Source organism: Pseudomonas sp. MF06569 (genome assembly GCF_059862735.1).
Map to the genome: position 1 here is coordinate 61343 of NZ_JCBCUZ010000026.1, position 14622 is coordinate 75964.

12 protein-coding genes are annotated in these 14622 nt (G+C 58.4%); 4 read left to right on the forward strand and 8 right to left on the reverse strand.

What is annotated here, in order from left to right; all coding sequences use genetic code 11:
- Nucleotides 1-18: 18 nt before the first annotated feature.
- On the reverse strand, nucleotides 19-2061 hold the full coding sequence (locus AC19YQ_RS20140; RefSeq protein ID WP_500595782.1) for a c-type cytochrome: 2043 nt from the start codon (nucleotides 2059-2061) through the stop codon (nucleotides 19-21).
- A gap of 390 nt (nucleotides 2062-2451) precedes the next feature.
- Between AC19YQ_RS20140 and cahR the strand changes: the two genes are divergently transcribed.
- Nucleotides 2452-3447: a transcriptional regulator CahA gene (gene cahR / locus AC19YQ_RS20145; protein ID WP_500595783.1), complete on the forward strand. Its 996-nt coding sequence runs from the start codon at nucleotides 2452-2454 to the stop codon at nucleotides 3445-3447.
- A gap of 32 nt (nucleotides 3448-3479) precedes the next feature.
- Here the strand turns inward: cahR and AC19YQ_RS20150 are convergent, their stop codons facing one another.
- Nucleotides 3480-4721, reverse strand: a complete 1242-nt coding sequence (locus AC19YQ_RS20150) for an MFS transporter (RefSeq protein ID WP_445261387.1) — start codon at nucleotides 4719-4721, stop codon at nucleotides 3480-3482.
- Between the two features lie 311 nt (nucleotides 4722-5032).
- Entirely contained in the window at nucleotides 5033-6244 is a 1212-nt protein-coding gene (gene creA / locus AC19YQ_RS20155; protein WP_133079228.1) for a creatinase, read from the reverse strand.
- Nucleotides 6245-7597: 1353 nt separating this feature from the next.
- Between creA and AC19YQ_RS20160 the strand changes: the two genes are divergently transcribed.
- Nucleotides 7598-8035 carry a YqaA family protein gene (locus tag AC19YQ_RS20160; protein WP_326427034.1) on the forward strand — a complete coding sequence of 146 codons (438 nt, stop codon included), beginning with the start codon at nucleotides 7598-7600 and terminating at the stop codon, nucleotides 8033-8035.
- 20 nt (nucleotides 8036-8055) lie between these two features.
- Here AC19YQ_RS20160 and AC19YQ_RS20165 read toward each other — a convergent pair whose 3' ends face one another.
- The 5 genes from AC19YQ_RS20165 to AC19YQ_RS20185 form a co-directional block, all read right to left on the reverse strand.
- Nucleotides 8056-9042, reverse strand: a complete 987-nt coding sequence (locus AC19YQ_RS20165) for a hypothetical protein (protein ID WP_500595784.1) — start codon at nucleotides 9040-9042, stop codon at nucleotides 8056-8058.
- Between the two features lie 422 nt (nucleotides 9043-9464).
- Nucleotides 9465-10331 (reverse strand): ABC transporter permease, encoded by an 867-nt coding sequence (locus AC19YQ_RS20170; RefSeq protein WP_133078545.1) that lies wholly within the window; start codon nucleotides 10329-10331, stop codon nucleotides 9465-9467.
- An 18-nt stretch (nucleotides 10332-10349) separates the two neighbouring features.
- Complete coding sequence (locus tag AC19YQ_RS20175) at nucleotides 10350-11210, reverse strand: ABC transporter ATP-binding protein (protein ID WP_019822430.1); 861 nt, start codon at nucleotides 11208-11210, stop codon at nucleotides 10350-10352.
- Nucleotides 11211-11215: 5 nt separating this feature from the next.
- Nucleotides 11216-12235, reverse strand: a complete 1020-nt coding sequence (locus AC19YQ_RS20180; RefSeq protein ID WP_048351476.1) for an ABC transporter substrate-binding protein — start codon at nucleotides 12233-12235, stop codon at nucleotides 11216-11218.
- Between the two features lie 26 nt (nucleotides 12236-12261).
- The gene (locus AC19YQ_RS20185) at nucleotides 12262-13158 is read right to left on the reverse strand and encodes a TauD/TfdA dioxygenase family protein (RefSeq protein WP_500595785.1); all 897 of its coding nucleotides are present in this window, start codon (nucleotides 13156-13158) and stop codon (nucleotides 12262-12264) included.
- Nucleotides 13159-13424: 266 nt separating this feature from the next.
- Here AC19YQ_RS20185 and AC19YQ_RS20190 point away from each other — a divergent pair, with 266 nt between their 5' ends.
- Both AC19YQ_RS20190 and AC19YQ_RS20195 read left to right on the forward strand, forming a co-directional pair.
- On the forward strand, nucleotides 13425-13862 hold the full coding sequence (locus tag AC19YQ_RS20190) for a hypothetical protein (RefSeq protein ID WP_500595786.1): 438 nt from the start codon (nucleotides 13425-13427) through the stop codon (nucleotides 13860-13862).
- A gap of 283 nt (nucleotides 13863-14145) precedes the next feature.
- A partial coding sequence (locus tag AC19YQ_RS20195) for a manganese efflux pump MntP (protein ID WP_500595788.1) occupies nucleotides 14146-14622 on the forward strand: 477 nt, incomplete at its 3' end.

Genomic DNA, 14622 nt, shown 5'->3' on the forward strand with positions numbered 1-14622 from the left:
AGGGCGCGGGCTTTTACCTCAATACCGTGCATCCACCGGCTTGCCGCCTTCAGGCCAATCCTTGGCCTTGTCGACAAAGTCAGGCCGTGGCTGATGGGAGAAGTACTGCGCCACATCCACCGCCTCCTGATCCGATAGCCCACCCTGCCCCAACGGGAATTTTTCGTGGAAGCCGATCGGCATGTTGCGTTTGACGAACGCCGCCGCCGTGTACGTGCGTGCCATGCCCGCGCCGATATTGAACGACTCGTCCCCCCACAGCGGCGGGTACACAAAGCTGCCGTCGGCATGCTTCAGGCCCTGGCCGTTGTCACCGTGGCACACCGCACATTGCTGCGCATAAATCACCTTGCCGTTTTCAGGATCGGGCTTGATGGTGGGATCAACCTTGCCCACGCCCCGACCTGCCACTTTGTCGCCCGCGACGGTGTTCATTTTCATCCAGTCAAAATACGCCACCATCGCCTGCATATCTGGTGAGGCCACCGGCAACGGCTTGCCATCCATCGAACGGCGAAAACACCCATTGATCCGCTCTTCCAACGTCACTTCCTTGCCCGCACGCGGCGCATAGCTGGGGAAGAACGCCGACACACCCACAAACGGAGAGCCATCAGCCACGGTGCCCGCGTTCAGGTGGCAACTGGTGCAATTAAGCGCATTGCCGACGTTGTCCGCCAGCAACGCCTTGGTTTGCAAGTGCAAGCGCATGCCGCGCACCACCTGGTCGGCATTGGCAGCGCTGAGCAGATTGGCCAGTCGCGGCGTCACAAACGCACTCTCGTCAGTGGTCTGGGGGTTGAGCTGCTTGCGCATGCTGGCCACTTGCGCGGGCTTGATCGCCGGGGCGTCATTGCCCCAACTGCTGCGCACAAAACTCAGGATTTCGGCAATTTCATCATCCCCCAGGCGCGCAAACCCGGGCATGGTGTAAACCCGTGGGTGCGTCGCAGTTTGCGGGGTTTTCCAGCCGGTCAGGGTGATGTGCAACAGGGTGGTCGGGTTAGCCGCCACGATCCCCGGATTGCCGTTCAACGGCGGGAACATGCCTTTGACACCCCCTCCATCCGGGCGATGGCAGTCGGCGCAGAACTGCGTGTAGCCCAACCCGCCACGGCTGGTAAACAGCGTGTCCGGCGCCTTGGCCGGTTCGATTGCCACAGCAGGCATCGGCAAATCATCCTTGCCCGGTGGCAGCGACTTCAAGTAACTGGCGATGGCGGTCAAATCCGCGTCGGTGAAGTGCTGAGTACTGTGATGTATGACGTCAGCCATGTTGCCCGAGACCGTGGCAAACCGGTTTTGCCCGGTTTTGAGCAACTGCACCGTGTCCTCCACCGTCCACAGGTTGCGCAGGCTCAAGGCGCGCCATTCTTCAACGGTTTCACCCGCCAGGTAGTGCTTGCCACTGCGCCCCCCATCGTCCAGGGCCTTTTCCTGAAAGGCGATGCCCCGAGGCGTGTGGCAGGAGCCGCAATGCCCCAGGCCCTGCACCAGATAAGCCCCCCGGTTCAGCTCGGCACTTTTGCCAGGGTCGGCAACGAACGGCTGTTGGTCGACAAAGGCCCAGTTCCATAGCGCCAGGCCCCAGCGCTGGTTGAACGGAAAGCCCATGTCCGCCTCGATATTGGCCATTTTTACCGGCGTGACGTCCTGCATCAGGTAGGCGTAAAGCGCGCGCATATCCTCTTCGCTCATCTTGGCGTAGGACGGATACGGCATGGCCGGGTACAGGTTCTGCCCCGCAGGCGTCACCCCTTCGCGCATGGCCCGGTCAAATTGCTCAAAGCTGTACTGACCGATACCGGTCTCGGGGTCTGGCGTGATGTTGCTCGAATAAATCGTGCCCATCGGCGTTTTCAGCTCCAGCCCGCCTGCCATCACAGCCCCTCCCTGGGCGGTGTGACAGGCTATGCAGTCGCCAAGCCTGGCCACGTACTGGCCCCGTTCGATCAGGGATTTCTCGGGGACAGGGGCCGTTGTCGGCTCACCGGCCTGCACCTGAACAGTGCAAAACAACGTCAGGCCGAGCAGCGCCAGACGTGGGAAGGTAGAAAGCATCGCGTTATTCCTTTAAGGCGTCGATCTGGGGTGATCCCCTCGAAACGGGCCGTGCTGGTATTGTTATTGACTCCTCACAAAGGGGTTGTACCGGCTTTTAAAGTCAGGACGTTTGACCAGGGTCATGGCCGTGGCAACCAGGCAACGCGAGCGCTGGCGGTACCTTCCGCCGACACCTTCTGCGGGACGGGGCCACACACGCCGGTCATCCTCGGGCCTCTGACGGCAATAATTTTTTTCGCAATAACAAGCTGTTAGCTGCTGGCACAACAAATGCTTCCTGACACCCAAAGCACAGAACCTTGCATCCCCACCCCCGGCCTGGAGATGCAACAACCTGCGTGAACCCCGACGCTAAACGCGTCCGGGGTCATCTAGAGGAGCGTAAGGATGGCAACGCCTGTTACAACGTCACCGATCAACATGCCCACGGTAAAAACCGTGGGCTTTCTGGTGATACCAAACTTCACCACCATCGGTTTTGCCTCAGCCATCGAAACCCTGCGCATGGCCAACATGGCCGCCCGCTGTGAAATGTTTCGCACGGTGATCATCGCCCCTACCCTGGACCCGGTCACTGCCAGCAATGGCATGCGCATCCTGCCCGACCATGTGGTGGGTGATGGGCCAAAACTGGACATTTTGCTGGTGGTGGGTTCAAACCCCATCGTGTCCCACCTCAGTAGCCGGCCCGTGCTCAACTGGCTGCGCAAGCTGGCACACGAAGGTGTCGCGCTGGGCGGCATTTGCACCGGAAGCTACTGGCTGGCACGGGCCGGTTTGCTCAAGGGTTATCGTTGCACCATTCACTGGGAAGACATCGAGACCCTCAAGGACCATTTCCCGGGGATCATTATTTCCAATCAGCTATTTGAACTGGATCGCGACCGCTACACTTGCTCGGGCGGCGTGGCGTCGATGGACATGACCCTGCAACTGATCGCTCGCGAGCCGGGTGGCCGGGAAATCGCCGCCCATGCGGCCGAGCTGCTGCTGTGTGACCGGGCGCGGGGAGCGCAGGAGCAGCAACGGGTGCCGCTGCGCCAGAAGCTGGGGACCTCCCAACCCAAGCTCAGCCAGGTGGTAGCCATCATGGAAGCCAACCTTGAAGAGCCGGTCAGCCTTGAAGACCTGGCGCGCTTGAACGAGGTGTCGGTGCGTCAGCTGGAGCGCCTGTTTCACAAACACCTGCAGCGCACACCGAGCCAGTATTACCTGGAACTGCGCCTGGCCAGAGCGCGAAGCCTGTTGCTGCGCAGCGAGTCGCAAGTGCGCGACATCGCCCTCGCCTGCGGCTTCGTCTCGGCGGCGCATTTTTCGAAATGTTATAGCCGGTTGTTTGGGGTGTCGCCGATAGGTGAGCGCAAGCAAGTGGCGTTGCACTGAGCCCTGCCCACAGGCGTATTTCAGCGGTGTGTTTAGTCTTGCAACGCGGTGTGCGCCGTCTCGCGACTGGCCAGCATCGCAACCAGCGCTACCGCAGCCGCTGCCAACAAATACCAGGCCGGGGCCATTTTGTTGCCGGTCATATGAATCAGCCAGGTGGCAATAAACGGGGCAGTCCCGCCGAACACCGCGTTGGCCACGTTAAAACTGAAGGCAAATCCGCTGAAACGGACCCGGGTCGGGAAAATCTCGGCCAGGAAACACGGCAAGGTGCCGTCGTTCATGGCCAACATCGCGCCGAAGGCAATCTGAATCATCAGAATCACCAGCAGCGACGGGTTGCCAAGCATCCCGAACAGCGGAAATGTCAGCAGCAAAAACAGCACCGACGCGGTGACCAGCATGGTCTTTCGGCCATAACGGTCAGACAGCGTGCCCATCAGGAAAATCAGCCCGATATAGGTCGCCAGCGACACCGTCGAGGCAATAAACGAATCACTCTCGCTCATGCCCATTTCAGTCGACAGATAGGTCGGCATGTAACTGAGCAACAGGTAGAACGCTACGGCGTTCAGGCAGGTCACGCCAATCCCGATCATCACTGCCCGACGATGCACCGTCAGCAATTCACGGACCGGGGCATGGGTCGCACACTCCTTGGCTTCCAGTCGCTGTTCCATTTCCAGGAACTTGGGTGAGTCCTGCAGGTGCACACGGATATAGCGCCCTACCAGACCAAAGGGAGCCGCCAGTAAAAACGGCAGGCGCCAGCCCCAGTCGTGAAGGTTTTCGACGGTCATCAGCGCGTGCATTCCGGCAACAAACATCGCGCCAAACAGCAATCCGGCGGCGGTACTCGCGGGCACAATGCTGGTGTAGAAACCACGCTTGCCCTCGGGCGCGTACTCGGCCAGAAAGGCCGAGGCCCCTGCGTACTCCCCCGACGCCGAAAAGCCCTGCATCAGGCGAATCAACAGCAACAACGCCGGAGCCCACAGGCCGATATGGTTGTAGGTAGGCAGAATACCGATGCAAAAGGTCGAGAGGGTCATGATCAGAATCGACCAGGACAAGGCACTGCGCCGCCCGTACTTGTCGCCAAAATGGCCCCAGACCAGACCACCGATGGGGCGCACGATAAACGACAGGGCAAATACCGCGAAGGTCGCCAGCAGCCCTGTGGTGGTATCGGTTTGCGGGAAGAACGTCAGCGCAATGACAGTCGCCAGATAGCCATAGGCTGCGTAGTCAAACCACTCGACAAAGTTGCCCATAAAGCTGGCCGTGGCAGCACGGCGCAGCGCCTTGCGCTCGCTGAGACGCTCGGTTTCCTGCTCGGTTGTCAGAGGTAATGCCAGACTTGCACTTGGGATACTCATTGAGCACCTCCGGGGAAAGAGATGCGGGATAGGAAAACGGCAAGCAACGTCGGGACGCGGGACATGACAGATACCCTCATTGTGTTCTTTTTGGCAGGGGTAAACAGGTCAGAAAACGCTGCGTAATCTGCGTACGCATGCGCTGGTATCGAGCTTGGCAATTGTGTGGGAGCGGGCTAGCCCGCCCCCACAGGGTCATGGCAACACTACTTCTTGATGATGTTGTGCTGCGGGCCGTACGGGAAATGAGTGATGTTCTCCCCGCCCTGCTCGTTGACGATCAGGATGTCATGCTCGCGATACCCGCCCGCACCCGGACGACCTTCGGGAATCATGATCATCGGCTCGATGGACACCACCATGCCCGGCTCCAGCACCGTGTCGATGTCTTCACGCAGCTCCAGCCCGGCTTCGCGGCCATAGTAATGGCTGAGAGTGCCAAACGAGTGGCCATAGCCAAAAGTGCGGTATTGCAGCAGGTCATGCTCCAGGAAGATCTCGTTGAGTTGCAAGGCGATGTCCGAGCAACGCATGCCGGGCTTGATCAACTTCAGGCCGGCCTCATGCACCTTGACGTTAACTTCCCACAGCCGCAGATGCTCGTCCGAGCAGTGGTCCAGGAACAGGGTGCGCTCCAATGCCGTGTAGTAACCGGCAATCATCGGGAAGCAGTTGAGGCTCAGAATATCGCCCTTGTTCACTTTGCGGGTGGTCACCGGGTTGTGTGCGCCATCGGTATTGATCCCCGACTGGAACCAGGTCCAGGTGTCCATCAGCTCGGAATCGGGAAAGGTACGGGCGATTTCCCGCACCATGGCCTGGGTCGCGTGCAGCGCCACCTCATATTCGGGCACCTGATCACGCAGCGCTTCCACGATGGCCGCGCCGCCAATATCGGCGATCCGTGCACCGTGGCGAATAATGGCGTGTTCTTCGGCTGACTTGATCATGCGCATGCGCATGCACGGCGCGCCAATATCCACCAGCTCGGCCTGGGGGTAACGGCTGGCGAGCTTGTCGCGATTGAGCAGGTTCATGTGATCGAACTCGATCCCGATCCGACCGGCCTTGGGCAGGGCCTGCTGGATCGCGACAAAGTAGTTATCGCGCTGCCAGTCGGTATACACAATATTGTCGGTGCCCATGGTCCGGCGCCACGGCTGGCCGCCGTCAATATTGGCGCTGATGGTGACTGCGCTGTCCTGAGTCACCACCAGCGCATAGTTGCGGCCAAACGAGCAGTACAGGAAATCGCTGTAATAGTTGAGGTTGTGATAGGACGTGAATACCGCAGCGTCGATATTGTTCTGCGCCATATAGGCTCGCAGCTTCGCCTGACGGTTGGCGTACTCCTGAGCCGAGAACGTGGGAGAGACCTTTTCACCGTTTTTGATCTGGATGGTTTTCGGCATTTGCATGTCTTGGGTCCTTGTCTGTGATCGAGCATCAGAAGCCGCCGGCAGGCGGGTCGTTGAGGATCATTCGAACAGATACAAGAACGGTTTTTTTGTGCGAATCCGACCTGTAGTTGATCAGATCCGCTGTGCGAACCTGCCCTCCTCACAGCGCCGCCCGACCACGCCTTTGCGCAAGCAACTGTCCTCCATCCCTGTGGGAGCGGGCTTGCTCGCGATGGCATCGGCCCGGTTTGCCAGAAAGACCGCAGCGCCTGTATCGCGAGCAAGCCCGCTCCCACAACACAAGGCCCTCGCCCATTATTCGTGGAAGTTCGCGTGTTTTGATTAACCAGCTGTTTCTGGCCTGTTCCTGGTGGCATTCGATGCCGCGTCAATCCTGCCCCTATACCGCATTCTCTTCAGAATAAAAAAAGGACTGTCGAGTTAAGTTACCTGTCAACGTTGTAGGATCGCCTATCAAAAACGCGTAGCGTTAGAGTTTGCCACCCTTAGTTATTTGAGCATTAGAGGCAAACATCAAATATTTATTTAAGCGGTCGGTTGTTGCCTTGGTACCAGACATTTTATTGATGGTTGCCTCCTACGGTAATCAAGTTCTACAAGCCGTTGATGAGGGAATGGGCTACAAGAGATCGGGACCGAGCGCGCCGAGCCGGAGTACAAGGCAAAATTCCATGCTCAAAACAGTATTGGGGGCCTTAGCAGGCTGGATGCAAATTGAAGCGGAAATAGTGTTACAGAAGCGACTGGCGGAACACTGAGTTCACTTGCTGACGTTGTACTTGGCGCGAGAGAAAACTAAGCAACACGATTTAATTTTGGTATGTAAACACGCAAGCCAACCAAGACCAACACACTATAGATTGACGCGTAGGCAATGTATAAGGCTCGTCCTTCAAGGGGGAAAACTTCGGTTATCCCCCAGACAACTATTCCCATGATGGGTATTGAGCAGCCTAATACCAGGCAGCACACTGATAGATAATAACGAATTTTTTGAATATTCATCTGCTCATGCCTGCGCGGCGGAAATTTAGAGACTAATGTATTGGCGGGTTTCTGACTTGGCTTTTTTGTGCGAATCCGACCTGTAGTTGATCAGATCCTCTGGGTGAACCTGCCCCCCCTCACAGCGCCACCTGCTGGAATCACAAAACTTGTAGTCGCTGCAAAAGGCTGCGATAAGGGCCGCCTGACCACGCCTTTGCGCGAGCAACTGTCCTCGATCCCTGTGGGAGCGGGCTTGCTCGCGATAGCATCGGCCCGGTTTGCCAGAAAGACCACAGCGCCTGTATCGCGAGCAAGCCCGCTCCCACAACACAAGGCCGGCGCCCATCACTCGTGGAAGTTCGCGTGTTTGAATTAACCAGCTATTTCGGCCTGTTCCTGGCGGCATTCGGTGCCGCGTCACTCCTGCCCATGCAATCGGAAGCCGTGCTGGTCGGCATGCTCCTGTCCGGCAAGTACGTCGCCCTGACACTACTGGTCGTGGCCACCCTCGGCAATGTCCTGGGTTCGGTCTTGAATTGGGTATTGGGCCGCTCGGTCGAGCGCTTTCGACACAAACGCTGGTTTCCGGTCAGCGAGCAAAAACTCGACAAGGCCCGCGCGTTCTATCTGCGCTATGGCCGATGGTCGCTGCTGCTGAGCTGGGTGCCGATAATCGGCGACCCGCTCACCATGATTGCCGGCATCATGCGCGAACCGCTATGGAGTTTCGTGCTGATCGTCACCCTGGCCAAGGGCGCCAGGTATCTGCTGTTGACGGCAGTCACGCTGGGCTGGACGTAAGCGACCAGCCCGCACTCACCTCAAACCGGGCTTGCAGTGATGCGTTGCTCCATCACAGGCGGGTATTCAGGCAGCCAGGATAGCGGCATCAGTTGATTGTATTTTTGATAGAACGAGGACTGAATCCGGCCGCGAATCTGCTCCAGCTGTTCAATCAGTTCCACCAGCGCTTGCTGCTGCGAGGCCAGACGAATTTCATCCTCAGCCACATCGCTGTCGGGCAATGTAATTGCCTGCAGCGCAATACGTTCACTGAAGTAAGCAGGCACTCGTCGACCATTGCGATGCAATTGGTTTTCGGCGCGATAGCATTGAACCAGCCCGGCCAAAATCATTTCGGCCTTGTTCAGGCCACTGGCTAGCCGGGGTTTCACATTGCGCTTTTCGTCCAGGGCCGACTGGTAGCTGACCAGTTGCTCATTGCACGCCAGGACATCCGACTCAAGCTTTTCAAGAAACTGCTGCTTGAGCGCCATCAGTTCATTGCGCACGTCGGCAATCTCGTCCTGATAGATCCCCAACGCTTGATTGCGGCGCTTTTGATGTTTTTCGAATCCCGAGTGATGCTCTGCCTTATAGGCACACAATTCAGCCTCGCGCTCGCGCACGCTGTACTCCAGGCGCTGCAGCCGTATCGCGTAATCGCTCACCAGGCTGTCTATGGCACGTTCGAAATCCTGGTCAACATGAGCACAGCGGCTCACCGTAGCGCCGATATCCATGGCATCCAGACGATTTTGAACCGCTGCGATCCGCGACTCGGCCCATGCCAGGACCTTTTCCCGCTCCAGCTCAAGGGTCACACGGATGGTCTCTTCAGTCGCCGTCAGCCGGGTGGCTTCCTCAGGGGGATAGCCCTGCTCACCGTGGCGCCGGGCTTGCTCAACGATGTTGAGATCCCGTTTCAGGTGTTCAAACTCAGGCGGGACAAATAAAGGATTGCCAGTACGCTCGCGACTGCGATCAGCCTGCTCCAGAATGTTCATCAGTTTTTTGAATAACTGCATGGCGTTCGCTCCGAAAAAGAGGTCGTGAAGCCAAATCACCGATTTGAACGTAACGGCCGAGCTTGAAACTCGCCGCAATCGTCAGTGCCATCAAGCGATTCCGGGAAAATTCAGGAGATACATCAAGGAAGCAGCGAGGTGAGGATGATGCCTGCATCAAGCAGAGCGTGATCCGTGATCCCGACAGCAAACACTTAGGGAATAACCTTAGTGTCAAAATCATGCCAACGCCTGCCATGAATGACAAGCAATAAGTAGCACATAGCCATCAATCACGGGCATACGCTTGAAAAACTGGGATTTTTTGCGTTTAAACGACAACGTTTTTGCCGCAAGAACGGGCCAGAAAGTACAAAGGCCTGAAGAATCAGGCCGGCGGGAAATAATCCCGGAGCGCCTTCAAGCGCTCAGGGTTTTGCACATCAGCGCTGCATGCCCCAGCGCTTGACCGTGACCCGCTCAAGGGTAGCGAACACCAGGTTCTCCACCAGCAAGCCGATCAGAATCACCACCGCCAGCCCGGCAAACACCTTGTCGGTGTACAGCTCGTTGCGGTTCTGGAAGATATACCAGCCCAGGCCGCCCTTGCCGCTCGTGGCGCCGAACACCAGCTCGGCGGCAATCAGCGTGCGCCAGGCAAACGCCCAGCCGATTTTCAGGCCGGCGAGGATCGATGGCAGCGCTGCAGGGATCAGGATAAACAGCACAAAGCGGATGCCCTTCAACCCATAGTTGCGCCCGGCCATGCGCAGGGTTTCCGAGACGCCGAGAAAACCCGCATACGTGTTCAGGGCCAACGCCCAGAGCACCGAATGCACCAGCACGAAAATCAGGCTGTTCTGCCCCAGCCCGAACCACAGCAATGCCAGTGGCAACAGAGCAATGGCCGGCAACGGGTTGAACATCGACGTCAGGGTGCTCAGCAAATCACGACCCAACTGGGTCGAGACCGCCAGCGTGGTGAGCGCAAACGCCAGAAGGATCCCGATCAGGTACCCCTTGAGCAGCACCACCATGGAAATGCCCACCTTGCTCAGCAATTCACCGCTGATCAGGCCGTGATACAGGGCACTGCTCGTTTGCAAGAACGTGGGCAGCAGCAGGTCGTTGTTCTGGTAGCGCGCCACCAGCTCCCAGAGCACGGCCAGCACGACCAGGATCAGGCTTTTGCGTAACCAGCCCTGCTGCCAGAGACGCTGGCCGAGGGGCAGTTCGCGTTCCAGCGGCACCGTCAGCAACGGCTCCAGGACCACTTCATACTCCTGGCGTACAGATGATGATTGGCTCATCGGGCAATCCTCCACGGCTCAATAAGCGATACGGATATCAGCGAAATTCAGGGGTTGTTCGTCAGTGCCTGCATCGGTTTCATCGAACAGCAGCCGATGAATGCGCCGCGCCGTGTGCTGGAACCCCGTACCACCCAGGCTGTGCAGATCGTACTGATGGCTGTTGATTTCAGCCCGCACACGCCCGGGGTGTGGCGACAGCAGCAAGATCCGGTTGCCCACCACCAACGCCTCCTCGATGGAGTGGGTGACAAACAGCAAGGTAAAGCGCACCTCTTCCCAGAGCAGCAGCAACTCTTCCTGCATCTTGCGTCGGGTCAGGGCGTCGAGTGCGGCAAAGGGCTCGTCCATCAACAGGATTTTCGGCTGCATCGCCAAGGCCCGGGCGATCGCCACGCGAGCCTTCATGCCACCGGACAAGGTGTGCGGATAAGCATCGGCAAACGCCGCCAGGCCGACCTTGTCCAGATAATGCAGTGCCCGTTCCTCGGCTTCGCGCCGTGGCAGGGTTTTGGAGGCCAGCAAAGGGAACATCACGTTTTGCTTGACCGTCTTCCAGGGCGGCAGCTGATCGAACTCCTGGAACACCACCATACGGTCCGGCCCCGGTGCGGTGACGGCCTGGCCCTGGAGGCGGATCTGCCCCTCACAGGGTGTGTGAAACCCGGCGACTGCCTTGAGCAACGTCGACTTGCCGCAGCCCGAAGGGCCAAGCAGGATAAAACGGTCCGCCGGATCGATTTCAAAACTGACCTGGTGGGTCGCCCTCACCACACGTTGCGGCGTGCGGTACTCAAGGCTTACCTGATCGACCGACAACAGGGCAGGCCCTGTTGCGTTCAAGTGGCTGGCCGTGTGGCCTTGCACGGAGGCGTTCATGGCTGTCAGCTCCCCTGCAGCGGTTTGGCGTCCTGGAAGAAGTAATCTTTCCAGGAGTCGGGTTTGTTTTTGATCGCGCCAACGCGGTACAGAAACTCAGCCAGTGGGTAGGTGTTTTTCGGCGTCACGCTGAACTCGTACTCCGGGGTGTCGATGATCTTCAGCAACTCGTCGCGATCGACTTTGGACTTGGTTACACGAATGTATGTGTCAGCGGCAGCAGCCTTGTCGTTCTGGGCAAACTCGGCCGCCTCGGTCAACGCCTCGACAAAGGCCTTGTAGGTTTTAGGGTTGTCGTTACGGAACTTCTCGGTGGCAAACAGCACGGTCGGTGAGTTGGGGCCGAGCAAGTCATAGGTATTGAGCACCACGTGTACGTTGGGGTTTTTCAGCGCCTGATCCTGGAACGGCGGGTTGGAAAAATGCCCGCTCAGCTCGGTACCACCGGCAATCAGCGCAGCCGTGGCATCAGGATGGGGAACGGCGATGGTGTACTTGTCCAGCCGGTTGAATTCCTTGTCGCCCCATTGCTTGGCAGCCGCGTATTGCAAAAAGCGTGACTGCACGGAAACACCCACAGCAGGCACGGCAATGCGGTCCTTATCGGAGAAGTCGGCAATGGTTTTGACGTTCGGGTTATTGCTCAGCAGGTAGTACGGAAAGTTGCCCAGCGATGCCACGGCCTTGACGTTCTGCTTGCCGTGGGTGCGGTCCCAGATAGTCAGCAGCGGGCCAACCCCGGCGCCGGCAATGTCAATGGAACCGGAAAGCAAGGCATCGTTGACCGCCGCTCCGCCGGACAATTGAGTCCAGTCGACCTTGATGTCGATGCCCTCCTCCTTGCCGTGTTTCTCGATCAGGTTTTGATCGCGCACCACGTTGAGCAGCAGGTAGACAATGCCGAACTGTTCGGCGATACGGATCTCGCCTTCGGCATGGGCCACGGTAGGTGCGACCAGGCTGCCGGCAAGCAGACTCAAGCCCAGGCCTACACTGGCAGCGACGGTTTTGAATGATTTGGGCATGGCTATGCTCCTTGAAATAGGGACGATCAGTAAGGGGTATTGCCCTGAATGGTGGTGCGATAGAGCTTGCGCCGCAGATGGCTTGGGCATCCGGCAGCGAGATGGATCAGCGAACGGTTATCCCAGAACACCAGGTCATGGGGCTGCCATTGATGGCGGTAGATGTTTTCAGGCAGCACGCTGTGGGCGAATAGCTCTGCCAGCAACTGGCGGCTTTCATCCTGGGGCAGGCCCACAATGCGGGTCGTGAAACCCTCGCTGACAAACAGGGCCTTGCGGCCGTTTTCCGGGTGGGTCCGTACCACCGGATGCACCACCTCGCTGACCTGAGCCAGTTGCTCCGGGGTCAGGGTCGGGCGCCAGTTGCCTTCAAATTTGGTTTCGCTGTAGCGCGCCGTATACGAATGCGCGGCCGAGCGGCCTTCCACGGCGCTGCGCAAGGCTTGCGGCAGACCGTCCCAGGCTTTGTGCATGTCGGCGAACAGCGTATCGCCGCCTTCGCTCGGCAGCTCCTGGGCATGCAGCATCGAGCCCAGGCTCGGCAGCTCTTTATAGGAAAGATCGGAGTGCCAGAACTTGCCCGCATCCCCCAGGCCGATGGATTGGCCGTTCTCGATAATATTGGAGACGATCAGAATTTCCGGGTGGCCGGTCAGCAGAAACTGTTTGAGCACATGGATCTGCAAAATGCCAAAACGGCGACTGAAGGCGATTTGTTGCTGCGGGGTAATGCGCTGATCGCGGAACACCACCACGTGATGCTCCAAATGCGCGCGGTGAATGCGCGCAAAATCCTGGTCATTGACCGGCAACGCCAGATCAAGCCCGATGATTTCGGCACCCACGGCACCGCTGAACGGGCGGATCTCAAAAGACTGAGGGGCGATGCTTACAGCAATCGCAGAGGCAGACGGTGCAGACATAAATCACTCCCACGCAGAGCACACCCAATGGCGCGCTGATCGATCAGAAACTCACGGAGGTCCCGTGTTGGTTCATTTCGTGCGGCGCGTCGATTGGTCGACCTGTACGCAGGGGTATGACTTTATAGGTATAAGAAATTTAATTTAAATACCGTTAGAGAATAAGCATATGACCTGTGATCCGGCTTATTTCGCGCCACGGCCTAAAGCACTGGCGCGCCCTGCCGATGGACTTGAATGGCATAAGGTTTAAAGGACGAATCGACATGGTCGGCAGCATCAACCCCTTGGCATCCAGCCTGAATATCCAGAGCGTGGCCAGCACTGCATCCAGCAAGGCGGCGGACAGCAGCGCCGTGAGTGACGCCAGCGCCACGGCCACCGAACAGGTCAAGCCGCGAGCGTCCAGGGGCGCCAATGCGGCACCTGCGCCAGACAGCAGTGACGACAGTTCAGACACGGTCAAGCAGCTGAAAAAACAGATCGCGCAACTGCAAAAACAGCTTCAGCAGCAGATGCAGGCATTGCAAAGCATTCAGGCCAGCGACCAGAGCCCGGACGCCAAGGCCGCTGCCGTTGCCGGGGCCCAGGCACAAGTGACGGCGACCACTGCGGCGCTGCAAGCGGCCACGGCCGCATTGCTGCAGGCACTGACAGCCCAGGGCAGCAGCGGCTCGGGGTCGATGGTCAGCACGTCGGCCTGAATGCCCCCCTGCGGGAGCTGACCACGGTTTTCAGGCGATCTTATAAACGAAGAATCCCACGATAAATTTAGCCTTTTCCCTTAATTGCATCATTTGCTGTTATTCTGCGCCCCTCTTTGGGGAGTAGCTGGCCGTCACTTGCGTGGCGGCGCTCTGGTCAACATTCTCGGCAACCTGCCGTGGCCATGGCATCCATACGGATTTGCGAGACCAACGTCATACCTGTGCTGAAGTCGGGCGCGCAGTGCTATGTCGTTGTCTCAAGCCCGACTGGATGACTGAATTGAACCCAATTGCCCTGATTCTCCTGGCTTTCGCCATGTCCACCGATGCTTTTGCCGCCGCCATCGGCAAAGGCTCAAGCCTGCACAAACCCCGTTTCAGCGAAGCCCTGCGCACCGGCCTGATCTTTGGTGTGATCGAAGCCATTACGCCTGTGATCGGCTGGGCCATCGGTCAGGCGGCCAGCAGCTACGTCACTCAGTGGGACCACTGGATCGCCTTCACCCTGCTGCTGGGTCTGGGCCTGTACATGATCTACAACGGCGTAAAACCCGATGAAGACGAGCCCGAAGACAAACCGTCGCAACACTCTTTCTGGATTCTGGTGGTCACGGCCATCGCCACCAGCATCGATGCGCTGGCGGTAGGCGTCGGCCTGGCTTTTGTGGACGTCAATATCCTGGTGGCTGCTGCTGCCATCGGCCTGGCCACCATGACCATGGTCATTATCGGCACCATGCTTGGCCGGGCGCTGGGC